This is a genomic window from Micromonospora sp. CPM1, assembly GCF_023896895.1.
GTDB classification, from domain to species: Bacteria; Actinomycetota; Actinomycetes; order Mycobacteriales; family Micromonosporaceae; genus Micromonospora; species Micromonospora tulbaghiae.
Genome location: NZ_JAMHIU010000001.1, coordinates 621,140 through 645,095, shown reverse-complemented (window position 1 = coordinate 645,095; position 23,956 = coordinate 621,140). Strand labels below are relative to the sequence as shown.

General features: G+C 74.1%; 22 protein-coding genes and 1 riboswitch. Of the genes, 8 read left to right on the top strand and 14 right to left on the bottom strand.

Annotated elements, in window-relative coordinates; genetic code table 11:
• Nucleotides 1-7: 7 nt before the first annotated feature.
• Nucleotides 8-1,945 (bottom strand): ABC transporter ATP-binding protein, encoded by a 1,938-nt coding sequence (locus M8C11_RS02465; protein ID WP_252448143.1) that lies wholly within the window; start codon nt 1,943-1,945, stop codon nt 8-10.
• A gap of 247 nt (nt 1,946-2,192) precedes the next feature.
• Here M8C11_RS02465 and pgi point away from each other — a divergent pair, with 247 nt between their 5' ends.
• Nucleotides 2,193-3,827 carry a glucose-6-phosphate isomerase gene (gene pgi / locus M8C11_RS02460; protein WP_121686271.1) on the top strand — a complete coding sequence of 545 codons (1,635 nt, stop codon included), beginning with the start codon at nt 2,193-2,195 and terminating at the stop codon, nt 3,825-3,827.
• A 46-nt stretch (nt 3,828-3,873) separates the two neighbouring features.
• Here the strand turns inward: pgi and M8C11_RS02455 are convergent, their stop codons facing one another.
• Complete coding sequence (locus tag M8C11_RS02455) at nt 3,874-4,284, bottom strand: type II toxin-antitoxin system Phd/YefM family antitoxin (RefSeq protein WP_252448142.1); 411 nt, start codon at nt 4,282-4,284, stop codon at nt 3,874-3,876.
• A 39-nt stretch (nt 4,285-4,323) separates the two neighbouring features.
• Entirely contained in the window at nt 4,324-4,866 is a 543-nt protein-coding gene (locus M8C11_RS02450) for a GNAT family N-acetyltransferase (protein ID WP_121686266.1), read from the bottom strand.
• A 59-nt stretch (nt 4,867-4,925) separates the two neighbouring features.
• Between M8C11_RS02450 and M8C11_RS02445 the strand changes: the two genes are divergently transcribed.
• Together M8C11_RS02445 and M8C11_RS02440 are read left to right on the top strand one after the other, a co-directional pair.
• The gene (locus tag M8C11_RS02445; protein ID WP_252448141.1) at nt 4,926-6,260 is read left to right on the top strand and encodes an SWIM zinc finger family protein; all 1,335 of its coding nucleotides are present in this window, start codon (nt 4,926-4,928) and stop codon (nt 6,258-6,260) included.
• Nucleotides 6,257-8,806, top strand: a complete 2,550-nt coding sequence (locus tag M8C11_RS02440; RefSeq protein WP_252448140.1) for a hypothetical protein — start codon at nt 6,257-6,259, stop codon at nt 8,804-8,806. Before M8C11_RS02445 ends, M8C11_RS02440 begins: the two co-directional genes overlap by 4 nt.
• A 147-nt stretch (nt 8,807-8,953) precedes the next feature.
• On the opposite strand, the gene M8C11_RS02435 is transcribed toward M8C11_RS02440, so the two are convergent.
• The 3 genes from M8C11_RS02435 to M8C11_RS02425 form a co-directional block, all read right to left on the bottom strand.
• Nucleotides 8,954-9,406, bottom strand: a complete 453-nt coding sequence (locus M8C11_RS02435; protein WP_120569541.1) for a DUF4383 domain-containing protein — start codon at nt 9,404-9,406, stop codon at nt 8,954-8,956.
• Nucleotides 9,407-9,485: 79 nt separating this feature from the next.
• Entirely contained in the window at nt 9,486-9,938 is a 453-nt protein-coding gene (locus tag M8C11_RS02430; protein WP_252448139.1) for an EVE domain-containing protein, read from the bottom strand.
• 76 nt (nt 9,939-10,014) lie between these two features.
• Nucleotides 10,015-11,295, bottom strand: coding sequence for a hypothetical protein (locus M8C11_RS02425; protein ID WP_252448138.1), 1,281 nt, complete (start codon nt 11,293-11,295; stop codon nt 10,015-10,017).
• A 330-nt stretch (nt 11,296-11,625) separates the two neighbouring features.
• Between M8C11_RS02425 and M8C11_RS02420 the strand changes: the two genes are divergently transcribed.
• The 5 genes from M8C11_RS02420 to M8C11_RS02405 all read left to right on the top strand — a co-directional run bounded on the left by M8C11_RS02420 (nt 11,626) and on the right by M8C11_RS02405 (nt 15,953).
• Complete coding sequence (locus M8C11_RS02420; protein ID WP_252448137.1) at nt 11,626-13,101, top strand: NAD(P)/FAD-dependent oxidoreductase; 1,476 nt, start codon at nt 11,626-11,628, stop codon at nt 13,099-13,101.
• A 69-nt stretch (nt 13,102-13,170) separates the two neighbouring features.
• Nucleotides 13,171-13,281, top strand: a riboswitch (SAM riboswitch).
• A gap of 33 nt (nt 13,282-13,314) precedes the next feature.
• Nucleotides 13,315-13,440 carry a hypothetical protein gene (locus tag M8C11_RS30170; protein WP_013286752.1) on the top strand — a complete coding sequence of 42 codons (126 nt, stop codon included), beginning with the start codon at nt 13,315-13,317 and terminating at the stop codon, nt 13,438-13,440.
• Nucleotides 13,441-13,546: 106 nt separating this feature from the next.
• The gene (locus M8C11_RS02415) at nt 13,547-14,401 is read left to right on the top strand and encodes an ABC transporter substrate-binding protein (protein WP_252448136.1); all 855 of its coding nucleotides are present in this window, start codon (nt 13,547-13,549) and stop codon (nt 14,399-14,401) included.
• Between the two features lie 38 nt (nt 14,402-14,439).
• Nucleotides 14,440-15,216, top strand: a complete 777-nt coding sequence (locus tag M8C11_RS02410) for an amino acid ABC transporter permease (protein ID WP_128137467.1) — start codon at nt 14,440-14,442, stop codon at nt 15,214-15,216.
• Entirely contained in the window at nt 15,213-15,953 is a 741-nt protein-coding gene (locus M8C11_RS02405) for an amino acid ABC transporter ATP-binding protein (protein WP_252448135.1), read from the top strand. The genes M8C11_RS02410 and M8C11_RS02405 overlap by 4 nt, the downstream gene beginning before the upstream one ends.
• A gap of 13 nt (nt 15,954-15,966) precedes the next feature.
• Here the strand turns inward: M8C11_RS02405 and M8C11_RS02400 are convergent, their stop codons facing one another.
• The 8 genes from M8C11_RS02400 to M8C11_RS02365 form a co-directional block, all read right to left on the bottom strand.
• Complete coding sequence (locus M8C11_RS02400) at nt 15,967-16,887, bottom strand: carbohydrate ABC transporter permease (protein ID WP_120569535.1); 921 nt, start codon at nt 16,885-16,887, stop codon at nt 15,967-15,969.
• On the bottom strand, nt 16,884-17,909 hold the full coding sequence (locus M8C11_RS02395) for a sugar ABC transporter permease (RefSeq protein ID WP_252448134.1): 1,026 nt from the start codon (nt 17,907-17,909) through the stop codon (nt 16,884-16,886). The genes M8C11_RS02400 and M8C11_RS02395 overlap by 4 nt, the downstream gene beginning before the upstream one ends.
• A complete protein-coding gene (locus tag M8C11_RS02390) occupies nt 17,906-19,585 on the bottom strand; it encodes an extracellular solute-binding protein (RefSeq protein WP_121684972.1) in 1,680 nt (559 codons plus the stop codon). The genes M8C11_RS02395 and M8C11_RS02390 overlap by 4 nt, the downstream gene beginning before the upstream one ends.
• 107 nt (nt 19,586-19,692) lie before the next feature.
• The gene (locus M8C11_RS02385; RefSeq protein WP_120569532.1) at nt 19,693-20,382 is read right to left on the bottom strand and encodes a RibD family protein; all 690 of its coding nucleotides are present in this window, start codon (nt 20,380-20,382) and stop codon (nt 19,693-19,695) included.
• Complete coding sequence (ribA, locus tag M8C11_RS02380; protein WP_121684974.1) at nt 20,379-21,008, bottom strand: GTP cyclohydrolase II; 630 nt, start codon at nt 21,006-21,008, stop codon at nt 20,379-20,381. The genes M8C11_RS02385 and ribA overlap by 4 nt, the downstream gene beginning before the upstream one ends.
• A 69-nt stretch (nt 21,009-21,077) precedes the next feature.
• Complete coding sequence (locus M8C11_RS02375; RefSeq protein ID WP_120569530.1) at nt 21,078-22,061, bottom strand: lysylphosphatidylglycerol synthase transmembrane domain-containing protein; 984 nt, start codon at nt 22,059-22,061, stop codon at nt 21,078-21,080.
• A 51-nt stretch (nt 22,062-22,112) separates the two neighbouring features.
• Complete coding sequence (locus M8C11_RS02370) at nt 22,113-22,922, bottom strand: class I SAM-dependent methyltransferase (RefSeq protein WP_252448133.1); 810 nt, start codon at nt 22,920-22,922, stop codon at nt 22,113-22,115.
• Nucleotides 22,919-23,956: a glycosyltransferase family 4 protein gene (locus tag M8C11_RS02365; protein WP_120569528.1), complete on the bottom strand. Its 1,038-nt coding sequence runs from the start codon at nt 23,954-23,956 to the stop codon at nt 22,919-22,921. Before M8C11_RS02365 ends, M8C11_RS02370 begins: the two co-directional genes overlap by 4 nt.

Genomic DNA, 23,956 nt, shown 5'->3' with positions numbered 1-23,956 from the left:
CTGGAGGTCAACCGTCGGCGGGCTCCGCGCTGCCGGCGAGGTAGCCGGCCGCCTGCAACTCGAACAGCTCGCGGTAGAGCCCGCCCTGCGCCATCAGCGTGTCGTGGTCGCCGGACTGCGCGAGCCGGCCGTGGTCCATCACGAAGATCCGGTCGGCGTGCCGGACGTTCGCGAGCCGGTGGGTGATCAGGACGACGGCCCGGTCCGGGTGCCGCCGCAGGTGCTGGAAGAGGGCGTGCTCGGCACGCGCGTCCAGCGCGGCGGACGGCTCGTCGCAGATCAGCAGCCGGGCGTCGCGGTAGAGCCCGCGTGCGGCCACCAGCCGCTGCCACTGCCCGCCGGACAGGTCCTGCCCGTCCTTGAACTGCCGGTCGAGCAGCGTGTCGTACCCGAACGGCAGCTCGCTGATCATGTCGTGGGCGGCGGCGTCGCGGGCGGCGGTCTCCACGCTGGGGCCCTGCGCGCCGGCTCGGTCGTGGCGGCCGACGCGGATGTTCTGCCGGGCGGTGAACGGGAACCTCCACCAGTCCTGGCTCATCACCGCCACCTGGGCGGCGGTCTGGCGTGGGTCCAGTTCGGCGGCGTCCACGCCGTCCCACCGGATCGTGCCGCCGGTGGGCCGGTAGAGGCCCGCGATCAGCTTGGCGAGCGTGGTCTTGCCGGAACCGTTCTCCCCCACCAGCGCGATCACCTCACCGCGCCGGAACGTGAGGCTGACCTCGTCGACAGCCGCGCTGTCGGTGTCCGGGTAGCGCAGGCTGACCCGGTCGACGTCGATGCGCGTGAACCCGTCGACCGGCAGGTGCCCGCCGGCCGGGATCCGCCGGGTCGCCCGGTCGAGGAAGTCGCGGTAGTCCTGGTAGTAGAGGGCGTCCTCGTAGAGCGAGTTGGTGGCGAAGATCGCCGTGCGCAGGCTCGTACGCGCGGACTGGAGCGCGAGCAGCGCGGTGGCCGCCGCCGCGAGCGCCACCACACCACCCACCAGCAACGCGCCCAGCACCACGTAGAGCCCGAACGTGGCGATGCCCGTGATGGACAGGCCGATCGCCCGGGTGACCGTCTGCGCCCGGGCGAGGCGCAGCTCGGCGCGGGTCTCCAGGCGCGTCATGAGGTGGTATTCGGAGAGCAGGAAGTCGCGCATCTGATAGGCGCGGATCTCGGCCGCGGTGTGCCGGTTGGCCATCAGGTCGCCCAGCATCCACTTGCGTCGCCGCCGGGTGATGCGGGCGAGCCAGTCGACGTGCTGGCGGCGGGCCATTCGCACCGCCGTCACCGCCTCCGGCGCGGCGGCGACCACGAGGCAGGGCAGCAGCAGCGGGTGGATGATCGTCACGGCGGTGGCCGTGGCGATCACGCCGACCACGCCGGTGACGAGGTTGACCGTGTCGTTGACCAGGGAGCCCGCCTCGGCCAGTCCCCGGTCGCGGGCGCGGTCCATCTCCTCGGCGAAGCCGGCGTCGTCGAAGGCCGCCAGTTCCACAGCGGACGTCGTCTCGAACAGCCGCCGCTCCACCGTGAAGTTGATCTGCGGTACGAGCCGGGCCTGCGCCCATCCGGCGGCGATGGTCAGCGCGCCGCGCCCGGCGACGGCGGCCGCCGCCACTGCCAGGGCAGGCAGCGCCGCCCGGATCCGGTCCGGTGTCGGACCGGCCGCGAACAGTTGGTGGAGCACCCCGGTGGTGGCGAGCAGGCCCAGTGTGGTGAGCACGCCGGCGGCGACGTTGAGGCCCAGCGAGGCGGCGGTGTCCCGGCGGCTGGTCGCCCAGGCGAGACTGATCGCCTCGCGGATCAGCGCGGGCAACCGGCGCGCCACCGACCAGAAGCCGGTGTGGGCCAGTTCGGTGGCCCGGTGCATCCAGTGCGGATCGACGAGCTCGGGCAGGGTCGTCTCCCCGGCCGGCTCCTCCGGCTCGGACGGCGGACGAGGACGGATCATCCCGGCCATGGCACCCCCTCGACGCGTTCGGGCAGCAACGCTGGATACTACGGTCCGCTATCGAAGGATGTCACTCAGTAACCGGCGTGTCGTACAGCTGTCCCAACGGCGTGTCCCGCAGCGGTGGCCGGAAAGACCCGCCCGCACGGTGATCGCCGCCGGGTCGCGTCGCGCGCGACCGGTCCGGGTGGCAGGCTTGTGGGGTTCACCGGCGCAGGCCGGCCGACCGCCCGTCGTGAAGGAGAAGATCGACCCGATGGCTGTGGACGTCACCACCACCGACGAATGGCAGGCGCTGCGCAAGCACGCCGAGGCGATGCGCGGCACGCACCTGCGCGACCTGTTCGCCGCCGACGGGCAGCGGGGTGAGCGGCTCACCGGTGAGGTCGCCGACCTGCACGTGGACTACAGCAAGAACCTGGTCACCGACGAGACGATCGCGCTGCTCGGCGCGCTCGCCGAGCGGGTCGGCCTGGCCGACCGGATCGCGGCCATGTTCGCCGGACGGCACATCAACACCACCGAGGACCGGGCGGTGCTGCACACCGCGCTGCGCCTGCCCCCGGACGCGTCGCTCACCGTGGACGGCCAGGACGTGGTCGCCGACGTGCACGCCGTGCTGGACCGCATGACGGCGTTCGCGCAGCGGGTGCGTTCCGGCTCGTGGCGGGGCCACACCGGCGAGCGGATCACCACAGTGGTCAACATCGGCATCGGCGGCTCCGACCTCGGGCCGGTGATGGCGTACGAGGCGCTGAAGGCGTACCGGGACGCGGGCATCAGCTGCCGGTTCGTGTCGAACATCGACCCGACCGACATCCACGACAAGACCGCCGACCTGGACCCGGCGAGCACGCTGTTCGTGGTGGTGTCCAAGACGTTCTCCACCCAGGAGACGCTCGCCAACGCCGACCAGGCGCGCCGCTGGCTGCTCGCCGGGCTGGACGCGGACGACGACGCGGTCGCCCGGCACTTCGTCGCGGTCAGCACCAACGAGCAGCGGGTCCGGGACTTCGGCATCGACCCGGAGAACATGTTCGGCTTCTGGGACTGGGTGGGCGGGCGCTACTCGCTGCCCTCGGCGGTCGGCCTGTCGGTCATGCTGGCGATCGGGCCGGACCGCTTCCGCGAGATGCTGGCCGGCTACCACGCGGTCGACGAGCACTTCCGGTCCGCGCCGGTGGAGCGCAACGTGCCGGCGCTGCTCGGCCTGCTCAACGTCTGGTACACCGACTTCCTCGGCGCGGAGACCCACGCGGTGCTGCCCTACTCGCAGTACCTGCACCGGTTCCCCGCCTACCTCCAGCAGCTCACCATGGAGAGCAACGGCAAGTCGGTACGCCTCGACGGCTCGCCCGTGACGTACCCGACCGGGGAGATCTTCTGGGGCGAGCCGGGCACCAACGGTCAGCACGCGTTCTACCAGCTCATCCACCAGGGCACCCGGCTGGTCCCGGCGGACTTCATCGCGTTCAGCCGGCCCAACCACGACCTGGGCGACATGCACGACCTGTTCATGTCGAACTTCTTCGCCCAGACCGCCGCGCTGGCGTTCGGGCGGACCCGGGAGCAGGTGGAGGCCGAGGGCACCGCGCCCGAGGTGGTGCCGCACCGGGTGATGGCGGGCAACCACCCGACCACGTCGATCCTGGCGCCGAAGCTCACCCCGGCGACGCTGGGCCAGCTGATCGCGCTCTACGAGCACATCGTGTTCACCGAGGCCGCGATCTGGGACATCAACGCCTTCGACCAGTGGGGCGTGGAGCTGGGCAAGGTGATGGCCAACCAGCTCGCGCCGAAGCTCACCGGGCCGGACCCGGACCTGGCCGACGTGGACACCTCGACCGCCGAGCTGATCCGCCGCTACCGGGCCGAGCGCGGCCGGAGCTGACCGCACGCCCGTGGCGTTCCGCGTACACCCGCCGGGACGCCACGGGTCAGCGGCGCAGCAGGTCGGCGTGCGCGGCGCGCAGCCGGATCAGCGCCGCGTCGCCGGCCGGGGCGCGGCGGTCGAGTTCGGCCCACGCCTCGGCGAGCGCGTCGGCCAGCGCCCGCAGCTCGGCGGCGTGCCGCCGGCTGGACTGCCGGTGCAGCTCCTCCAGACGGCGGGCCCAGCCGGCGCTGATCGCGGCGACGCGTTCGGCGTCGGCGCGCGCCTGGGCGCCGGTGCGGGCGGCGGACGCGGGCACGATCGCGGCCACCGGCCGGGGATCGCCGTCGCGGGTGACGAGCGTGACGGTGTCGGTCAGCTCGGCCAGGGAGACGAGCTGGGTGAGCCGGGTGCGGACCTCGCGCAGCGGCAGGGCGCGCGGCTGGGGGGACCGGTCGGCCAGTGCGGGGACAGCCATGGACACATGTTCACGTCCGGGTACGACAAATTCCGGCGGTCAGGCGGTCCACTCGGGTGCCAGCACTGACCAGACCTCCAGGTCGGCGCGGCCGTCGGGCGTCGGTGCGGCTCCGCGCATGACGCCGTCGCGGCTCATGCCGAGCCGCCGCGCGACCGCGACGCTGCGCTCGTTGCCGGCCTTCGTGACCCACTCGACGCGGTGGATGCCACGCTCCCGTACCGCCCAGTCGATGACGAAGCGGGCGGCGCGGGTGACCAGGCCCTGCCCCTCGGCGCCGGGTTCCAGCCAGCAGCCGGCCTCGCACACCCCGCGATCGGTGCTCAGCGACACGAACAGCACGCCGCCGACGAGCGTGCCCCGCTGCCAGATGCCCCAGATGCCGCCGTCGTCGCGGGCCCACCGGTCGGCGTACGCCTGGAGGACCTTGCGGGCCGACTCGGCGTCGGTGGCGACGAAGGACGCGCCGACCCAGGGTGCGATGTGGTCGCGGCAGCGGTCGAGGTTGGCCAGGAACTCGTCGGCGTGCCAGGGCGACAGTGGACGCAGCTCGGCGTCGTCGGTGAGGGCGTGGGCGAACATCCGAGGAAGCTAGCAGGACCGTCGCGGTTTTGTCGGTCGGTCCCTCTACGGTCTGCGCCGTGAACGCCGTCCAGACGTACCGATATCTTCAGCCGTCCACGCTGCGCGCCGCCGGTCTCGACCTGCAGACCTGCGGCGGCCCGGCGGCCAACCCGCGCTTCTTCGCCGGGTTCCTCACCGCCCCGGCCGCGGCGGCGGCCGGCCTGCTCGCCGTCGCCGAGGTGGCCCGCACCCGCTACCACCAGCCGGTCAGCCCGGCCAGCCTGGACCCGGTGGTCACCGGCAGCCGCGGTCGCCTGCGGTTCGAGTCGTTCTCCGGCTGCTGCGGGGTGTACGCGCGGATGGACGTCCTGCCGGCCGGGCTCGACGGCGAGATCAGCGGCCACGGCACCACGAACGTGGACGTGAACCCGCCGCTGCGCGAGGCGCTGGCCCGGGTGGGCGGCATCGAGCCGCTGCACGTGGCGGTCGGCCCGGACGACCTGACCGTCTCCACCATGGACGGCGCGGTGGTCGAGCGGAAGGTGCCGCTGCCCGGCCGTTGGCTGCGCGGCTTCGCCGAGGTGCACGTGCTCACCGCCGGCTTCGAGCCGCGCGCCGAGATCGCGGCGGCGGAGGCGGCGGCGTTCCTGCGGAGGCTGCCGGCTGCCGGCGACCGGAGCGTGCTGTGGGCGGTGCCCGCCGGGCGGACGCTGCGGCTGACTTCCCGCCCGGCGCCGGGCGCGGTCTGCCTGGCCGGCGCGGGCCGGCTCGCGGCGCTGCGCGGCGTGCTGCGGCACGCGCGCACCCTGCGGGTGTACGGTCCGGCGGTGCGGGCCGGCTCCCCCGCCGTGCCGAGCACGTGGGAGCTGGACACCGGGGCGTTGCGGCTGTCGCTGACGCTGTCCCCCGAGCCGTCTCGCGGCTTCTCCGGTGAGGGCGCGGCCCTGGCGGCGCTGGCGGGCGACGACGTGGTCGACGACGCGGAGCTGGTCGGCGCGCTGCTCAACTGGGATCCGACGATCGACGTGGCCGCGCTGGCCGACGCCGCCGCGCTGCCCGACGAGCGGGTGCGTGCCGCGCTCGCCCAGCTGGGCACCGCCGGCCGGGTCGGGTACGACGTGGCGGACGGGGCGCACTTCCACCGGGTGATGCCCTACGACGCGGGCCGCGCGGAGCGGGACAACCCCCGGCTGGTCGGCGCGCGTGCGCTCGTCGAGCGCGGCGCGGTCGAGCGCGACGGCGAGAACGCCACGGTACGCACCGACGCCGAGACCTACCGGGTACGACGGCACCCGGACGGCGCGTACTCCTGTTCCTGCCGCTGGTGGGCGCGGCACCGCGGGCAGCGGGGGCCGTGCCGGCACGCGCTGGCCGTGTCGATGGTCGCGGCGCCGGTGGGGGCACTGTCGTGACCGGCTTCGCCGAGGCGGCGGTGCGCGGCCGGATGTCCGAGGTCCGGTCGGCCCTGGCCGGGTTGGACGAGCCGGCCCGGCGGGCGCTGGGCGACGAACTGGTCGCCGTCGTCCGTCGCAGGCGGGACGACTGGTGGTGGCGGGGCGAGGCGGCGACGCTGGCGGTGGCCGCGGTGGGCACGCTGAGCACACCGACCAAGGTGGCCGCGGTGCTCGGCCGCCGCTCGGTCTGGCTGGCGGGCGTCGACGCGGCGCCGGTGGTCGACACCGCCCGGGAGCGCGGGGTGACCTGGCTGGCCGACGTGGCGCACAAGCTGGCCGACCGGCTGCCCCGGGACCGGATGGTCGCGGGCTGGCCGTTCGTCGCCGGTCTCCTGCTGGCGGAGAAGGCGCCGCCGCCGACCGGGGACGACTTCGTGCGTGGCTGGGCCACCGCGCAGGGTTCGCCCGGCCCGCGCGGAGACCGTCCGCCGACAGTGGACCGGCTGCGCGCGGACCCGTTCCTGGACCTGCTGCTGCCGCGCCTGTTCGAGGTGGACGGCGTGGGCGCCGAGCTGGCCCGCGGCGACGGCACCGGCACGGAGGCGCTGCCACGGGCACTGGCGGCGCTGGCCGCGGAGGGCCGGCTCGACCGGGTGGTGCTGCTCAACGGCGTCCTCGGCCGGCTGCTGCGCGGCGACCGGCCGGGCGCGCTGCGCCCGTTCCTGATCCTGCACGACCTGCTGGCGCCGACCCCGGACGAGGTGGCGGTGCGGTCGAGCGCCTATCTGCGGCTGCTCGCCGACGGCCCGGGGCCGGTGGCCCGCACCGCCCAGCGGACGCTGCGGGACGCCGGTGACGCCGCCGAGCCGGAGGCGCTGTGGGAGGCCGCCCGGACGGTGCTGACCCGGCCGGAGAAGGCGCTGGTCCGGGCGCAGGTGTCGTGGCTCGACCGGCTGGCCCGGCAGCACCCCGACCAGGCCCCGGAGATCGGCGCGGTGCTCGCCGTGGCGGCCGACCACCCGGACGCCGGCCTGCGCGAGCGCGCGCTGACGCTGGCGCGGCGGCACGGCCACCGGCCGGTTGCCGTAGCCACGGTGGTCGAGGCTCGCGACGACCTGCCGCCGCCGCTGCCGGCAGCGGCCGCGCCGCCGCCGATCGCCGGGGTGGACGAACTGGTCGAGGAGATCGCGGCGTCGCTCGGCCGGCGCTGGCCCGCGCTGACGACGGAACGCGTCATGGACGGCCTGGTCCGGCTCGGCACCGCCGACCGCGAGCGGCTCGCGGCGGCGCTGCTGCCGGTGGTACGCCGCGAGCAGGTCGGCGCGTACGACCATCCCTGGGCGGTGTTCAACCAGTCGGTGCAGATGCACGGGCTCCTGCTGGCCGTCTGCGGTGCGCCCGAGGCGACGACCCGCCGCGACCAGTGGAGCACCCTGCTGGCCGATTCCCGCCCACGCGCGCCGCTGCCGTTGCGGGGTGGCCCACCGGTTCCGGCCGCGCGTCGACCCGCGCCCGTCCAGCTCGCCTGCACCCGGCTGGCCGAGATCGGGCAGCGGCTGGACGGACGCGACGACCCGGGCCTGCTGTCCGCGCCGACCTCGGTCACCGGGGCGATCGAGCCGGTGGTGCTCTACGAACGGCTGGCCGCGCTGGGTGACCGTCCGGCGTGGCGCTGGGATCTCGCACAGGCCCTGCTGCGCCTGCCGGCCGGCGTGGACGAGCCGCTGGCCGAACGCGCCGCGGCGCTGCGCACGCCGGCCGGTGACGAGCTGGCCCGCTGGCTGCGCGGCGACGCCGTGCCGGCCCCGGCGCAGCAGGTGGTGACAGTGGGCCGGCGGGCGCGGTCGGCCGGGTACGACTGGGGCTACGACCAGCTGCCCGAGGGGCGGACGCTGGTCGCGCTCACCCCGCCGGACGGCGTCGAGGACCGGCTCGGCCTGCTCACCCTGAAGCCCACGCCGATCGGCCGGTGGACCGACGGCTGGGGCGACGTCTGGCCGGCCGTCCTGCCCGGGCACCGGGGCGTGGTCGCCGCCCACGTGCTGCCCGAGGTGGCCGGCGCGGCGCAGGAGGACACCCTCGGGCACGGCGCGGTCCTGCCGGTGCTGGCCGAGTGCACGGGCGCGGGCGGCCCGGCCCTCGATCTGGCGCTGGCCTACGGGCTGTGCGCCCGCCACGAGGCGGACCGGGTGGCCGCGCTCGACGCGGTGCTGATCCTCGCCGCCGCCGGTGACCTGGACGCGCCCGCGACCGGCGGGCATCTCGGCGCGCTGGCGGCCGGCGGGCAGGTGACGCTGACCCGGGCGGTCACCCCGCTGCGCGACGCGGTCGCGGCGGGTGGCCGGCTGAGCGTGTGGCGGCTGCTCGCCGCGGCGTTGCCGCCGCTGCTGGCCGCCCCGACGCCAGCCCGGGGCACGCCGGACCTGCTCGCGCTGGCGGCGGAGACGGCGACCGCGACGGGTGTCCGGATCGAGGTGCCCGGCCTGGCCGACGTGGTGGCCCGGGGCGGCGGCAGCCGGCTGGTCGCCGAGGCCCGGCGACTCGCCGCCGCCCTCGCCGCCTGAACGTGCGCCTCGTCATCCGAGCGGGCGGCGGGCCGGTACGCGGACGCGCACCGGCCCGCCGTCTGAGGGCAGAACTCGTACGTGCCGCCGGCCGCCACGCGGGGCGCGCCGGGCGGGCTGTCAGGCACGGCGCGTCGGGGCGGGTCGTCAGGCGCGACGCCCCGGGCGGCGGGTGAGCGCCACCCCGAGGGCGATCATGCCGACGCCGAGGAACAGGTGCAGCCAGTTGTCGGCGCCGTTGAGCGGCACGAAGTTGGCGCCGCTGTCGTGGTCGATCACCAGGCCGTAGAGCCAGAGCACCAGGTAGATGGCGCCGCCGCCGATCAGGTACGCGCGGGCGCCGGAGACCGTCCGGGACAGCGCCAGCCCGGCGACGCCGAAGAGCAGGTGCACGATGTTGTGCAGGACCGACACCTGGAACAGGCCCAGCAGCTTCGCCCGGGACTCGTGCCCGGCGAACATCATCGTGTCGTAGTTCGTGGTGATGCCGGGGATGAACCCCAGCACGCCCACCACCAGGAAGACGATGCCGACCACCTGGGCGGCCCGGCGTACCGGGGACGCGGGCGCGTTGCGGGCGACGCGGGAAGAACCGGCCATGACTGACACCTCCGTTGGCGAAGTCTTCCGCGCCCACGGCGGCCGGGTAGCAGAAACCGTCCGGATCCCCGGATCGAGATCAGCAACTCGGCCGGACGGGCAGGTGGCCGCGCAGCGCCTCGAACTGGGCCACGGTCAGGTAGGACGGGTTCGACGCCTGCGGCTGCCGGAACACCTCCGCGCCGGCCAGCCGCGGGTCGGCGCGCAGCAGGTCGCGGCGTACCCGCAGCGGCTCGTCCAGGATCGTCAGGTCCAGCGGCGCGGTCCACGGCCGGCCCGGCGCGCCCGGCTCGGGAGCGGCGGCGATCCGGCCGACGCCCCAGACGCCGTACGGCGCCCGGCCGCGGCTGCCGCTGGCCCAGAACACCACCGGCTGGCCGGGGCGCATCAGGCGTACCCGGTAGCCGGGGCGGACGCACCAGCCGGTCACGCGCGGGTCGGCGGCGAAGCGGGCCGTCAGGTCCGCCGCGTCCGCGTTGCCCTTGATCAACCAGGCGCCGAGGTCGTCCAGGGTCACCCGCCGGTCGGTCATCAGCCCATTCTGCGGCCCGTCCGGCCGTCCCGCCGGACGGCGCCCACGGCGACGGCGGCGGCAACCGCAGCGGCGGTCAGATGATCAGGTGGGTCCAGTAGGTGAGCCACACCGCGAACAACGCGCCCTGGAGCAGCGCCAGCGCGGCGGTGAGCCAGCCGTCGAGGCCGGGCCGCCGCGCCCAGCGGGCCAGCACGAACGCGACCGGGAAGGCGGCCAGCAGGTAGCGCAGCAGGCTCTTGTACACCGGCGGCCCCATCGACAGCGGCACCAGCACCACGACCAGCGTGTAGACCAGGTACGGCCAGTCGGCCCGGCGGCGCAGCCCGACGGCCGCGACCGCCACCATCGCCACGGCGATCCAGACCCGCAGCGCGTCGGCGGAGTTGCCGCCGAACAGCGCGGAACCGGCCACTCCCAGGGGGTTCTGCAGCCGGATCCCCCAGCCGGTCTCCTGGGCGTGCTGGTAGGCGAACCAGTCGCCGCTCTGCCAGCGGCAGAACGCCATGAACGTGAGCCAGCCCGCCGGGACAAGCAGCAGCGGCCAGCCCTGGCGCAGCAGGCGCGGCCACGCCCGGGGTCCGGCCCGCCAGCCGTGCTCGCGCAGCAGCACCAGCGCCAGCGGCACCACCACGAGGAAGCCGACCGAGCGGCTCATCGCCAGGAAGTAGCCGATCACGCCGACGAGCAGCCAGCGGCTCCGCTCGGCGTACCAGAAGGCGGCCAGCGCGAGGCAGACGAACAGCGACTCGGTGAGCGCCGCCTGGAACAGGAACGCCGTCGGCAGGAGCATCAGATACCGGACCGCTCGCCGGCCGTCGTCCGGTCCGGCGCCGCCGAGCAGCCGGCCCCCCAGCCGGTACGCGAAATAGAGCTGGAACACCAGCGCCACGTTGCTGATCAGCAGCAGCGCCCAGGCGGTGTGCCCGCCGAGCAGCGGCGCGATCGGCCGGGCCAGGAACGGGTAGAGCAGCGGGAAGCCGAAGTCGGTCCAGGGCCGGTCCAGCGGCAGCCGGGCCAGGTGGTCGTAGAGGAACGAGTCCCAGGCGAACCAGAGCGAGATCCAGCGGTGCGACGAGATCGCGTCCTGCTGCTCCCGCATGCCGGTCTCGTCCGTCGGCGGTGCGCCCGGCACCCCGTCCCAGGCGCTGAGCACCAGCACGCCGACCAGGGTGAGCACGAGCTTCGAGCCGACGAAGACGGCGAACACGAATCCCCAGGGCTCGGGCACCCGGCGGACGACCTGGGCCCCGCGCGCCCACCACCGGGTACGCCCGGAGCGCGCAACGCCGCGGGGGCCGCCCGCGCGGCCGGCCCCGGCCGTGCCGCCGGCGTCGGCCCGCCGCTCGTCCGCCATCACGCTCCCACCGGTCGGCCTCTGGCCGACATGCCCGGCCGGAAACCCGGCCCGCATTCCCCATCCGGCCCCGCCCACACCCACCCCTCCGGCCCGGCCACAGCCACGGCCACGGCCACGGCCACGGCGATCATGAGGTTGGCGGCGACAAATCGGACGCCAGACACCGTCAACTTCATGATCGACGGGGCAGGGCGGGGCGATGAGCGGGCGGGGCGGTGAGCGGGCTGAGCGGCCGGCGGATCGGTGTGGGCCGGCAGGTGAAGTTGTCGGCAGGACGGGTAAGGGCGGTGCCGCATCGGCAGGCTGGCGGCGGGGGGCACGGACGGCATGGGTGACGGCGACGGAACCGTGATCATCGGGGCGGGACCGGCCGGGTTGACCGCCGCGTACGAGTTGCTGCGGCACGGCCGGCCGGTACGGGTCTACGAGGCCGACGACGTGGTCGGCGGGATCAGCCGGACCGTGGAGCGCGACGGCTGGCGGTTCGACATCGGGGGGCACCGCTTCTTCACGAAGGTGGCCCGGGTCGAGGACTTCTGGCACGAGATCCTGCCGGACGAGGACTTCCTGCTCCGGCCGCGGATGAGCCGGATCTACTACCGGGGCGCGCTGTTCGACTACCCGCTCAACGCCGGCAACGCGCTGCGCAACCTCGGGCTGCTGGAGGCGGCGCGCTGCCTCGGCTCGTACGGCCGGGCGCGGCTGCGCCCGCCGAAGGACCAGTCGCACTTCGAGGGGTGGGTGTCGGCGCGGTTCGGCTGGCGGCTCTACTCGATCTTCTTCAAGACGTACACGGAGAAGGTCTGGGGGATGCCGGCGGACCAGTTGCAGGCCGACTGGGCCGCCCAGCGGATCAAGAACCTGTCGCTGGCGACGGCGATGCGCAACGCGCTGCTGCCCCGGCGCAACCGCACGGACGTGACCAGCCTGATCGAGGAGTTCCAGTACCCGAAGCACGGCCCGGGAATGATGTGGGAGCGCTGCGCCGAGGAGGTCGCCAAGCGCGGCGGCACGGTGCGTACCGGCACCTGGGTGAGCGAGGTGCACCGGGATCCGGCCGCGCGGCGGGCGACCGCCGTGACGGTGACCGACGCCGGCGGGGAGCGCACCGAGCCGGCCGCGCACGTGATCTCCTCGATGCCGATCTCCACGCTGGTGCGGGCGATGCGCCCGGAGGCGCCGCCCGAGGTGCGGGCCGCCGCCGACGACCTGCGGTACCGGGACTTCCTGACCGTGGCGCTGGTGGTGCCGGAGGAGTTCTCGTTCCCGGACAACTGGATCTACGTGCACGACCCGGCAGCCCGGGTGGGCCGGATCCAGAACTTCGGCTCGTGGTCGCCGTACCTGGTCAAGGACGGGCGGACCTGCCTGGGGCTGGAGTACTTCGTGTTCGAGGGCGACGAGATGTGGCGGACGCCGGACGCCGAACTGGTCGCGTTCGCCACCGCCGAGCTGGAACGGCTGGGCCTGGTCAAGCCCGGGTGCGTGGAGGCGGGCTACGTGGTCCGGATGCCGAAGGCGTACCCGGTCTACGACGAGCGGTACCAGCGCAACGTCGACGTGATCCGGGACTGGCTGGCCGCGAACGTGCCGAACGTGCACCCGGTCGGCCGCAACGGCATGCACCGGTACAACAACGCCGACCACTCGATGCTCACCGCGATGCTGACCGCGGAGAACATCGCGCACGGCGCGGAGCACGACGTCTGGACCGTCAACGTGGAGCAGGACTACCACGAGCAGCGCAGCCCGTCGCGGCACGGCACCGGCCGGGACGCGCCGGTCGTCCCGGCCCGGCGGTGAGGCGCCGCGCGTGAGGGTGGTCATAACGGCTGGACGGCAGCCACGGCGGTGCTGCTAGCCTTCTGGGCAGGTCATGAGCGCCAGCGCGAAGCCCCGGCTCGCTGGCCGGCAACCCTCCTCCGCGGTGGGGTGCCCCGGGTGAAGACCAGGCACCGGCAGCCGCCGGTGCAAGCGTGGCCTGGCACCCAGGTCAGCAACAGACCAGGGAGACCGATGTCCGCACCACCCTCCACCCCTTCCGGCGACGTCGCCGCGTACCCGGCCCGCTTCGCGCTGGTCAAGCGCCGTCACGTCGACCTGATGCGGGTGTGCAGCGACGCCTGTCGCCTCGCGCGCTGAGCGAACGCCACCCTCCTTTCCCCGATCCACCCTTCTCCGGCCCGGCCGTCCGTCCGGCGGGCTGCGTCGACGCGCGCCGCGCGTCCATCCACTCTGGAGAGACATCGTGCGTTTCCGTACCGTCCTGACCCGTGCCGCCGCCGTCGGCGCGGCCGCCCTGCTCGCCGTCACCGCGCTCACCGCCTGCGGCAACGACGACACCGCAGCGGCCGACAACCCGTACGGCCTGCTCCAGCCCGGCGTGATCCGCGCCGGCACGCTCACCGACGCCCCGCCGAACGTCTTCCTGAAGGACGGGAAGTTCACCGGCTTCGACAACGAGCTGCTGCGTGCCGTGGCCGACAAGATCGGCCTGAAGGTGGAGTTCGTCGGCACCGACTTCTCCGGCCTGCTCGCCCAGGTCAACAGCGGCAAGTTCGACGTGGGCAGCTCCTCGATCACGATCACCGAGGCCCGCAAGAAGACTGTGGACTTCGGCAACGGCTACGACTTCGGCTACTTCGGCCTGGACGTGCCCGCGGGCTCCTCGATCAACGGCTTCGACCAGCTCGCCGGCAAGCGGGTGGTGGTCGTCCAGGGCACCGTGCAGGACGACTACGCCACCAAGCAGAACCTCGACCCGGTGCGGGTGCCGGACTACAACAGCGCGATCAACCAGCTCAAGGCCGGCACGGCCGACGCCTGGATCGCCCCGGCCGAGATCGGCGACAAGTCCGCCGCCGACAGCAACGGCAAGATCAAGGTCGCGGCGAAGCAGCTCAGCCCCACCCCGACCGCGTACGCGGTGGCCAAGGGCGACGACAAGCTGCGCGAGGCGCTGAACAAGGGCCTGGACGAGGTGATCGCCGACGGCACGTGGAGCCGCCTGCAGGCCGAGTACTACCCGGGACGGCCGATCCCGGCCGACTTCAAGCCGGGCAGCGGGTCGGTGGCGGTGCCGTCGCCGTCGGCCGCCTCCTGAACCGGTAACCGAGCACGAGCGGGGCGGACGGAGCGGACATGGATCCACTGAGCACCCTCTGGGAGACGTTCTTCGACTGGGACTCGATGCGCGAGGCGCTGCCCGAGATGCTCACCGTCGGGCTGCCCAACACGCTGACCCTGGCGGTCTCCGCCGCCCTGCTCGGCTCGGTGCTGGGCATGCTGCTGGCCGTCGCCGGCATCTCGCGTACCCGATGGTTGCGCTGGCCGGCGCGGGTCTACACCGATGTGTTCCGCGGCCTGCCGGCCGCGGCGACCATCCTGCTCATCGGCGTGGGCCTGGCGCCGCTCGGCATGCAGGTGTGGGGGCCGAACCCGTATCCGCTGGGCGTGCTGGCGCTGTCGCTGATCGCCGCCGCCTACCTGGGTGAGATCTTCCGGGCCGGCATCCTGAGCGTGGAGGCCGCCCAGTTGGAGGGCGCGCGGGCGCTGGGCTTCTCCTGGGGCGAGGCGATGCGCCTGGTGATCATCCCGCAGGGCGTACGCCGGGTGCTGCCCGCCTGGGTCAACCAGCTCATCGCGCTGATCAAGGACTCCAGCCTGGTCTACTTCCTCGGCCTGCTGGCCAGCCAGCGGGAGTTGTTCCGGATCGGGCAGGACTACGCGGCGAACACCGGCAACCAGTCCGCGCTGCTGCTGGCCGGTTTGTTCTACCTGTTGCTGACCGTGCCGCTGACCCACGCGGTCAACTGGCTGGACCGGCGCCTGCGGCAGGGCCGGCCGGTCGCGCCGCCCGAGCCCGAGCCGGACGCCGAGCCGGCGGATCTCACTCCGTCCGGAAAGGACCCGCGATGACCACCACCACGACCTCGGTCAGCCTGGCCGTCCGCGACGTGCACCTGGCCTTCGGCGCGCACCGGGTGCTGCGCGGCGCGGACCTAAACGTGGCCCGGGGCCGGGCGGCCTGCGTGATCGGCCCGTCCGGGTCCGGCAAGTCGACGCTGCTGCGCACCGTCAACCGGCTGATCGAGCCGGACCGGGGCGACGTGCTGCTGGACGGGCGCAGCGTACTGCGCGACGACCCGGACGCGCTGCGCCAGCGCATCGGCATGGTGTTCCAGCAGTTCAACCTGTTCCCGCACCTGAGCGTGCTGCGCAACGTCACGCTGGCGCTGCGCAAGCTGAAGAAGCTGAGCGAGGACGAGGCGGTGGCGCTGGCCCGCGCCCAGCTCGACCTGGTCGGCCTGGCAGGCAAGGCGGACGCACGGCCGGCGCAGCTCTCCGGCGGCCAGCAGCAGCGCGTCGCCATCGCGCGGGCGCTCGCGCTGCGCCCGCAGGTGATGCTGTTCGACGAGGCGACGAGCGCGCTGGACCCGGAACTGGTCAAGGGCGTGCTCGCGGTGATGGCGGACCTGGCCGCCGCCGGCATGACCATGGTCGTGGTGACGCACGAGATGGGGTTCGCGCGCAGCGTCGCCGACACGGTGGCGTTCATGGACGCGGGCGTGGTGTTGGAGGCCGGGCCGCCGGAGGCGGTGTTCGAGGCGCCGGAGCACCCGCGGCTGCGGCGCTTCCTGTCCCAGGTGCTCTGACTGACCTGCGGCCTCAGCCCTTCACCGCGCCGATCAGCACGCCCTTGACGAAGTGCCGCTGGATGAACGGGTAGACCGCGACGATCGGCGCGACGGTCAGCACCACCACCGCCATTTTGATCGCCTCGGTCGGCGGCATGGTCACCCCGCTGCTGGCGCCGGACGTGTGCGGGGCCTGCCCGGCCAGCAGGTAGCTCTGGAGCACCCGCTGGATCGGGTACATGTCGTTGCGGTCGATGAACAGCAGCGCGTCGAACCACACGTTCCAGTAGCTGACCGCGTAGAACAGGCCGACCACGGCGATCACCGCGCGGGACAGCGGCAGCACGATGCGCGCGAGCGTACGGAAGTCACTCGCGCCGTCGATGCGGGCGCTGTCCAGCAGTTCCGACGGGATGCCCTGGAAGAACCCGCGCACCACGACCAGGTTGAACACGCTGATCGCCGGCGGCAGGACCAGCGCCCAGATGGTGTCCTTCAGGCCCAGCCCGGTGACCACCAGGTAGCGCGGCACCAGCGGCGGGTAGACCAGGAACGGGATCAGGAAGTACGCGAGCAGCCAGCGGTGGCCCAGCGTGCCCGGCCGGGACAGCCCGTACGCGGCGAGCACGGTGACGGTCAGCGCGATGGCGGTGCCGAAGACGGTGACGAGCGTGCTGATCCACAGCGCCCGGGTGACCGCGCCACCGGCGAAGATCGTCTCGTACGCGGACGTGTCGACGCCGCGGGGCACGACCACCAGGCCGCCGGCCCGCGCGATGGTCTCCCGGGAGGAGAGGCTGGTCACCAGGATCACCCAGAGCGGGAACAGCACGCCCGCCACCAGCACGGTGAGCGCGACGGCCTTGAGCCCCTGCCCGAGGCGGGTGGGCGGCTCCTGCCACACCGGCCGGCGGGATCGGTCGCCGGCGGCCCGGCGGATGAGCGTGGTCATGACTTCGAGTAGATCCCTCGTTCGCCGAGCATGTGCGCCACGCGGTTCGCGGCCAGGATCAGCACCAGCCCGATGACGGCCTTGAACAGTCCGGCCGCCGCGCCGTAGCCGTAGTTCCCGGTGGCGATGGAGAAGTGGTAGACGAAGGTGTCCAGCACCTCGGCGGCCTGCCGGCCGACGGCGTCGCGTTGCAGCAGGAACTGCTCGAAGCCGACCGAGAGCGCGTCGCCCAGCCGCAGGATGAGCAGCAGCACGATCACCGGGCGCAGGCCGGGCAGCGTGATGTGCCAGAGCCGCCGCCACCGGCCGGCGCCGTCCGCGGCGGCGGCCTCGTAGAGGTTCTGGTCGATCGTGGACAGCGCGGCGAGGAAGACGATGGTGCCCCAGCCGACGTCCTTCCACACCGCCTCGACGGTGACCAGGACGATGAACGTGTCCGGGTTGGTCATCACGTTCCACGGCTGCATGCCGGCCTCGCGCATGCTCTGGGCGAGCAGCCCGGCGCCGCCGAGCATCGCGACGAAGAACGTGACCACGAGCACCCAGCTGAAGAAGTGCGGCAGGTAGACGACGGTCTGGATGAGCCCGCGCAGCCGGCTGGACAGCAGGTTGTGCAGCGCGATCGCCAGCAGGATCGGCAGCGGGAAGAAGAACACGAGCTGGAAGGCGGTGATCGCCAGCGTGTTGCGGAACGCGTCCCAGAAGGCCGGGTCGTCGAACAGCAGCTGGAACTGCCCGAAGCCGATCCAGTCGCTGTGCAGGAACGCCTGCCACGGGTTGTCGCCCAGGTAGGGGTTGTAGTCCTGGAAGGCGATGACGTTGCCGGCGATCGGCAGGTAGCTGAAGATCAGCAGGACGAGGAAGCCGGGCGCCACCATGGCGAGCAGTTGCCAGTCCCGGCGCAGCCGGGTGCGCAGCGGCACCCGGCGGCGGGACGGGCGGCGGCGGGGCGGGCGGCCGGGTGGGGCCGGCGCGTCCGGCCGGGCCCGCTCGGGCCCGGCCAGGACGGCCGGCTCGTTCACCGGCCCTCCTTGGGCAGCGAGTCGGCGAGCAGTTTGCGGGCCTCCTCGCCGCCGTTCGCCTTCCACTCCGCGACGATGGCGTCCACGTCGGCGAGCGGGCGGCGGCCGCGCAGCACGTCGGTGAACTTGTCCTCGGTGGGCACCTGGTTGGCCTTGTAGGCGGCGGGCATCTCCAGCTTCACCCCGGCCCACGGGTTGGGCTCCAGGTGCTTCACCATCTCGTTGGAGTAGGCGAGCGCGTCCGGCACGAAGCGCGGGGTGTCCGGGAACGGCCCGATGGTGGGGTTGCGGCCGCTGATGAAGAAGTACTGGTTGGCGATCTCCTTGAACGCCAGGTCGGTCTTCACCGGCCCGTTCGGCGACGGGGTGTGGTGCTTGCCCGCGACGCCGAAGTCCCGTAGCTGGGCCTCCTGGCTGCCGAGCGGCGCGGAACACCAGTTGATGATCCGCAGCAGCTCCTGGACCCGGTCCTTGCCGAGGCCCTTCTTGACGAACGTGTAGGAGATCGGCTCGTCGTCGCCCCAGACCAGCGGGTCGCCGCCGGTGGCGGAGAAGACCGGCACCGGCTGGATGTTCAGCGCGCGGTTGGTCTTCTGGTGCTCGGCCTGGGCGCCCTGCCAGAAGCCGAAGCCGTCCTGGAGGAACACGATCGCGCCGTTCTTGGCGAACAACTGCTTGGCGTCCGCGCCCTTGCTGGCCACGATGTCCGGGTGGACCAGGCCGTCCGCGTAGATCTTGGCCATCACCTCCAGCGCGCGGCGGAACTCCTGGGTCTCGTACTTGAACTCGGGGGTGCCGTCGGACTTGACCCGCCATCCGCCCTTGTGGCCCGGCACCCGGTGGAACATCTGGATCATGGCGAAGACGTCGTTGAACGCCCACACCTTGCGCGCCGGGTCGGTGACCTGCCTGGCCACGGCGAGCAGGTCGTCCAGGTTCGCGGGCACGGCCAGGCCGCGCGCGTCGAGCAGGTCCTTGCGGGTGAACAGCGCCCAGGGGAACGGCCCGTCCGTGGGGTTGGGCACGGACATGATCCGCTCGTTCCAGACCGCACGCCGCCAGGCCCCGGTGGGGAAGGTCGCCAGCATCGGGTACGCGGCGGCGGCGTCGCCCTTCAGGTGGTCGGTCAGGTCCTCGAAGAGCACCTTGATCGCCTCGGCGAAGCGCGGGATCTTCTCCACCTCCCACCCCGGCACGCACAGCAGGTCCGGCACGTCCCGCGCGCCGAGCATCGCGTTGAGCTTGTCGGCGTACGTGACGCCGTCCTGGATGGTGAAGTTGACCGGCGTGCCCAGCTCGGCGTTCACGGCCTGGAGGTAGGCGCTCTGCGCCACGCCGGGCGGCGCCGGGCCCCAGGCCGGGGTCATCGCGGTGACCTGCTTGCCGCTGGTGCCGGGCTTGTCGGTGACGGCGTCGACGAGGCTCGCCGGATAGCGGGTGTAGCCGTCGGGCACCGGGCGGGTGCCCGCGATGTCGGGCTTGACCGCACCGGGCAGGTCCTTGCGGGTGGGCAGCAGGCCGGAGACGGCGTCGAGGTCCTGGGCGGCGCCGGAGCCGGCCGGCTTCTCGGAGCAGCCGGCGAGCAGCGGGCCGGTGGCGGTGGCGGCCACGCCGAGGCCGACCAGGCCGAGGAAGCGGCGGCGCGAGGAGCCCGGGTCGGGGTGGTGCGCGGTCATCGGTCCCCCTTCGGGAAGGGAAGCGCAGTGGATTAGTTCGTATGGATGGTCAACAAACTAATCACGTCGATGAGCTTGCACAAGGGCGGACCGGATCGACGCGGGGGTCAGGCCGGGCAGCGGTCGGACAGCGCGTACCGGGTGAGCACCACGTCGCCGATCTGGCGCACCTCGACCACCCGGGCCCGGCGCCCCGGGTGCCACGGGAAACGGCCGTCCCCGACGAAGCGCGGCGCCCGCCGGTCCCCCACGAAGAACGGCGCCACCACCAGGTGCAACTCGTCGGCCAGGCCGGCGGTGAGGAACTGGCGGTGCACGGAGCCGCCGCCCTCCACCATCAGGCGCGACACGCCGCGCCCGGCCAGGTCGGCCACCACCGCCTCCGGAGTGGCCGGATCACCGGCGTCGACCACCGTGGACACCGCGCCCACCTGCTCGCGGGCCTTGTCCACCACGCCGCTCGGGCAGTACACCAGCTTGAGGCCGTCGCCGGCGGTGAAGAACCGGGCCCGCGGATCGAGGTCGCCGCTGCCGGTCACAGTCACCTTCACCGGCGACGGCGGCAACCCGCGCGCCACCCGCTCGGCACGCCGGCGCTCGCTGCGCACCAGCAGGCGCGGATCGTCGCGGCGGACGGTGGCCGCCCCCACCATGATCGCGTCACACCCGGCCCGGGTCGCGTCGACCCGGTCCAGGTCGTCGTCGTTCGACAGCAGCAACCGCTCGGCGGTCGCGTCGTCGATGTAGCCGTCGATCGACATCGCGCAGCTGAGCAGCACGTACGGGCGGGTGGTCACGGCACGAACGGCAGGTCGAGGGCATGGTCGGCACGGGTCACCTTGGCCGCCAGGTAGCCCGCGTTGGCAGGCGACAGGTGCACGCCGGTGGAGACCCGGTCGGCCACCGTCACGCCCAGCCGTTCGAGCTGGGCCGCCTTGTCCGGGTTGTTGCTGAGCAGGGCCACCCGGTCCACGCCCAGCGCGGCGAGCATCTGCGCGGCCACCGTGTAGTCGCGCTCGTCCGCGCCGCGCCCGAGCGCCAGGTTCGCCTCGTACGTGTCCAGGCCGCCGTCCTGCAGGGCGTACGCGTCGAGCTTGGCGTACAGGCCGATGCCGCGCCCCTCCTGCCGCAGGTAGAGCAGGTAGCCGCCGGCCTCGGCGATCCGCTCGACCGCCTCGCGCAACTGCGGGCCGCAGTCGCAGCGCTGGCTGCCGAACACGTCCCCGGTGAGGCACTCGCTGTGCGGGCGGACCAGCGGCGGGTCGGCGTCGGCGTGCTCACCGAGCCCGAACGCCAGGTGCTCGCGGCCGTCGACGAGACCGTGGAAGGTGTGCACGCGGGCCGTGGTCACGTAGCCGTCGGGGAACCGGAGCGGAACCGTCACGCGGGTCCGGACCGTCGCGGTGGGCAGCGTTTCGTCCATGGTTCTCCTGTCGTCCGGTCGCCGGGCGGACCCGGCGACGCACACCTCGCTCCCCCACCGTAGGCGGGATCACCGACAGTTGCCGGGCTCGCGCCGGGGCATCCGCCGTGCCAGCAGCACCGCGGCGCCCGGCAGGCTGGCCACGAGGACCAGCGCGCCGTACACCGTGCCGGTCGCCACACCCTGCGCGGCGGTCAGCCCGGCCGAGGCGAACGCCCACGCGGCCACCCCCTCGCGCGGCCCGAATCCGCCCACGTTCAGCGGCACCGCCATGGCCAGCAGCGCGAGCAGCGTCAGCGGCAGCAGGTGCGACAGCGGCGCGTCCGCGCCGGCCGTGCGCGCGGCCACCACGAACGTGGCCAGGTGACCGGCGAACACCACTGTCGAGGCGATCACCACACCGGCCCAGGTCCGGCGGCCCAGCACCCCGGAGCGCACGTCGGCGAGCGCCGTCCGGGCCGCCCGGGCGAAGCGGGACGCCCCGGAGCGGGGCACCGCGCGGGCCGCCAGCACCAGCGCCAACGCCACCACTGCCAGTACGGCGGCCAGCGCCGGCAGGTACCGGCGCACCGGCGACGGGAACGCGGCGAGCAGCGCCACCGCGATGACCACCTGCACCACTTGCCCGGCGGTGCGCTCCCACACCACCGCCCGGACGCCGCGCGCCACGTCACCGGCGTCGCGGCCGTGCCGTACCGCCCGGTGCACGTCGCCGAGCACGCCACCGGGGAGCGTGGAGTTGAGGAAGACCGCCCGGTAGCAGTGCGCCACCGCGGCGCGCATCGGCAGCCGTACGCCCAGCCCACCGGCGACGAGCGACCAGCGCCAGGCGCAGCAGACGGTGGTGACCACGCCGATGCCGAGCGCGGCGGCCAGCGCCGGCGCGTCGATCAGCCGCAGTCCGGCCAGGAACGGGCCGGTGCCCACCGAGGCGACGAGCGCGGCGAGCACCGCGAGCCCGAGCAGCGGGCGTACCCATGCCCGGCCGGTCCGGGCCCGGCGCGGGGCGGGCGTGACGGCCGGTACGGGCCCGGCGACGGCGACGTGTGACAAACGGTCCTCCCTTGTTCCCACCGGTTGTCACGTGCCGACGGCCGGTACGGTTCAGCCGGCGAGCAGGTCGGCGTGATGCAGCACCACCTCGAGCCGGCCGGCGGCGGCCTCGGTGAGCCGCCACTTCTGATACGTCGCGGCGGGCCCGGACAGATGCGGTCGTTCCTCGACCGCCGCGCCGACCCAGCCGGTGAGCCACTCGGCGGCCAGTTCCGCCTGCTCCGGCCCGAGCCGCCAAGGGGTCGGCCGCACGCGCGTCTCGACGCCGTGACGGCGGAACGCGGCCACGGCGACGTCCACCGCGTCCGGTCCGAGCAGGACCCGGTCGTCGACGGTACGGCGCTGGTGGGCGTTGAACGCGGCGGTCAGCTCGGCGTCGAGCGGATCCGGCGGGGTGAACTCGGCCCGCCCGGTCACGGTGAGCGCGAACAGCGTCGGGTGGCCGGCGCACACCGCCGCCATCCGTTCGACCTCCTCGACGGTGAGCATGTCCAGCAGCGCGGACGCGGTGACCAGGTGGGCGTCGGCCAGGTCGGCGGCGGTCAGCCGGGTGACGTCGGAGCCACGGGTGGTCACCGTGACCTCGGCGCCGTCGGCGGCGGTGAGCCGTCCGGCCCGGGCCAGCGCCAGCAGGTCCGCGTCACGTTCGTGCAGCACCCAGTGTTGCGGGCCGGGCAGCCGCGGGGCGAGCCAGCGGGCCATCGAGCCGGTGCCGCTGCCCAGGTCGTGCACGACGAGCGGACGGCCGGCGGGCAGCCGGTCGCGGACCGCGTCGGCCAGCTCGGCGCTGCGGGCCGCCGCGTCGGCGGGCTCGCGCAGCCGCAGCCAGTCCGCGAAGCCGGGCGGGAGTGAGGTGGTCATGCCTCGGTCGCCTCCTTGAGCGCCGTCGCCAGCCGGTCCACTGTGGCCGGCCAGCCGGTGAGGGTGTGCCGCCGCTGCCGGGCGGCGCGGCGCAGCCGGTCCCGCAGGCCCGGGTCGGTGAGCCAGCGGCGCAGCGCCGCGGCGGTCGCGCCCGGGTCGCCCGCCGGCACCAGCAGGCCGGGCCGGTCGCCGCCGGGGGCGTGCCCGAGCGTGTCCGGCAGGCCGCCGGTGTCGCTCGCCAGCACCGGTACGCCCCGGGCCAGCGCCTCCGTGACCACCATTCCGTACGTCTCCCGCCGGGAGGGCGCAACCAGCAGATCGGCGGCTGCGTACGTGGCGGCCAGGTCGGGGCCGGTGCGCGGACCGGTGAGCCGGACCCGGCCGCCGAGACCGGTCGCGGCCAGCCGCCCGCGCAGCCGGTCGGCGAACGCCCGGTCCCGGTCCGGCGGACCCACCCAGTCGCAGGTCCAGTCGAGATCCGCGACCTCGGTGAGCGCGGCGGCGAGCACGTCGTGGCCCTTGACCGGGGTGACCGCCGCGACGCAGAGCAGCCGTCCCCCGCCGGGCGTGCCGGAGGCGACGGGCGCCGGGTCGACGCCGGGCGGGGCGACGGTCACCCGTCCGGGTGGCAGCCGGTAGCGGTCGAGCAGCCGGTCGCGGGTCCACTCGCTGGTGGCGACCACGGCGGTGGCCGCCGCCAGCGACCGCGCCTCCGTCTCGCCCTCGATCGGCAGGTGCACCAGGATCACCAGGCGCAGCCGCGCGGCGTGCGGGGCGAGCACGTCCGGCACGGTCGAGGCGACCAGGCCGTCGAGGAGCACCGGAACGCCGTCGGGCAGCCCGCCGAGCAGCCCGGCCAGGTCGGCGCGTTCCCGTGGCCCGGGGTGCGGCCAGCCGCCCGGCACCTGGTGCTCGCGTACCGTCCAGCCGCGTCCGGCCAGGCCCCGGCAGACGTGGCGGTCGTAGGCGTTGCCGCCGCTGGGTTCCGCCGGGTCGTCGATGTCGCCCGGCAGCACCACGTGGACGACTGTCAT

What these genes read in the sequence shown, in the direction of transcription:
- M8C11_RS02465 (WP_252448143.1), bottom strand. Translation starts at nt 1,945, where the DNA reads ATGGCCGGGATGATCCGTCCTCGTCCGCCGTCCGAGCCGGAGGAGCCG.
- pgi (WP_121686271.1), top strand. Translation starts at nt 2,193, where the DNA reads ATGGCTGTGGACGTCACCACCACCGACGAATGGCAGGCGCTGCGCAAG.
- M8C11_RS02455 (WP_252448142.1), bottom strand. Translation starts at nt 4,284, where the DNA reads ATGGCTGTCCCCGCACTGGCCGACCGGTCCCCCCAGCCGCGCGCCCTG.
- M8C11_RS02450 (WP_121686266.1), bottom strand. Translation starts at nt 4,866, where the DNA reads ATGTTCGCCCACGCCCTCACCGACGACGCCGAGCTGCGTCCACTGTCG.
- M8C11_RS02435 (WP_120569541.1), bottom strand. Translation starts at nt 9,406, where the DNA reads ATGGCCGGTTCTTCCCGCGTCGCCCGCAACGCGCCCGCGTCCCCGGTA.
- M8C11_RS02430 (WP_252448139.1), bottom strand. Translation starts at nt 9,938, where the DNA reads ATGACCGACCGGCGGGTGACCCTGGACGACCTCGGCGCCTGGTTGATC.
- M8C11_RS02425 (WP_252448138.1), bottom strand. Translation starts at nt 11,295, where the DNA reads ATGGCGGACGAGCGGCGGGCCGACGCCGGCGGCACGGCCGGGGCCGGC.
- M8C11_RS02420 (WP_252448137.1), top strand. Translation starts at nt 11,626, where the DNA reads ATGGGTGACGGCGACGGAACCGTGATCATCGGGGCGGGACCGGCCGGG.
- M8C11_RS30170 (WP_013286752.1), top strand. Translation starts at nt 13,315, where the DNA reads ATGTCCGCACCACCCTCCACCCCTTCCGGCGACGTCGCCGCGTACCCG.
- M8C11_RS02410 (WP_128137467.1), top strand. Translation starts at nt 14,440, where the DNA reads ATGGATCCACTGAGCACCCTCTGGGAGACGTTCTTCGACTGGGACTCG.
- M8C11_RS02405 (WP_252448135.1), top strand. Translation starts at nt 15,213, where the DNA reads ATGACCACCACCACGACCTCGGTCAGCCTGGCCGTCCGCGACGTGCAC.
- M8C11_RS02400 (WP_120569535.1), bottom strand. Translation starts at nt 16,887, where the DNA reads ATGACCACGCTCATCCGCCGGGCCGCCGGCGACCGATCCCGCCGGCCG.
- M8C11_RS02390 (WP_121684972.1), bottom strand. Translation starts at nt 19,585, where the DNA reads ATGACCGCGCACCACCCCGACCCGGGCTCCTCGCGCCGCCGCTTCCTC.
- ribA (WP_121684974.1), bottom strand. Translation starts at nt 21,008, where the DNA reads ATGGACGAAACGCTGCCCACCGCGACGGTCCGGACCCGCGTGACGGTT.
- M8C11_RS02370 (WP_252448133.1), bottom strand. Translation starts at nt 22,922, where the DNA reads ATGACCACCTCACTCCCGCCCGGCTTCGCGGACTGGCTGCGGCTGCGC.
- M8C11_RS02365 (WP_120569528.1), bottom strand. Translation starts at nt 23,956, where the DNA reads ATGACAGTCGTCCACGTGGTGCTGCCGGGCGACATCGACGACCCGGCG.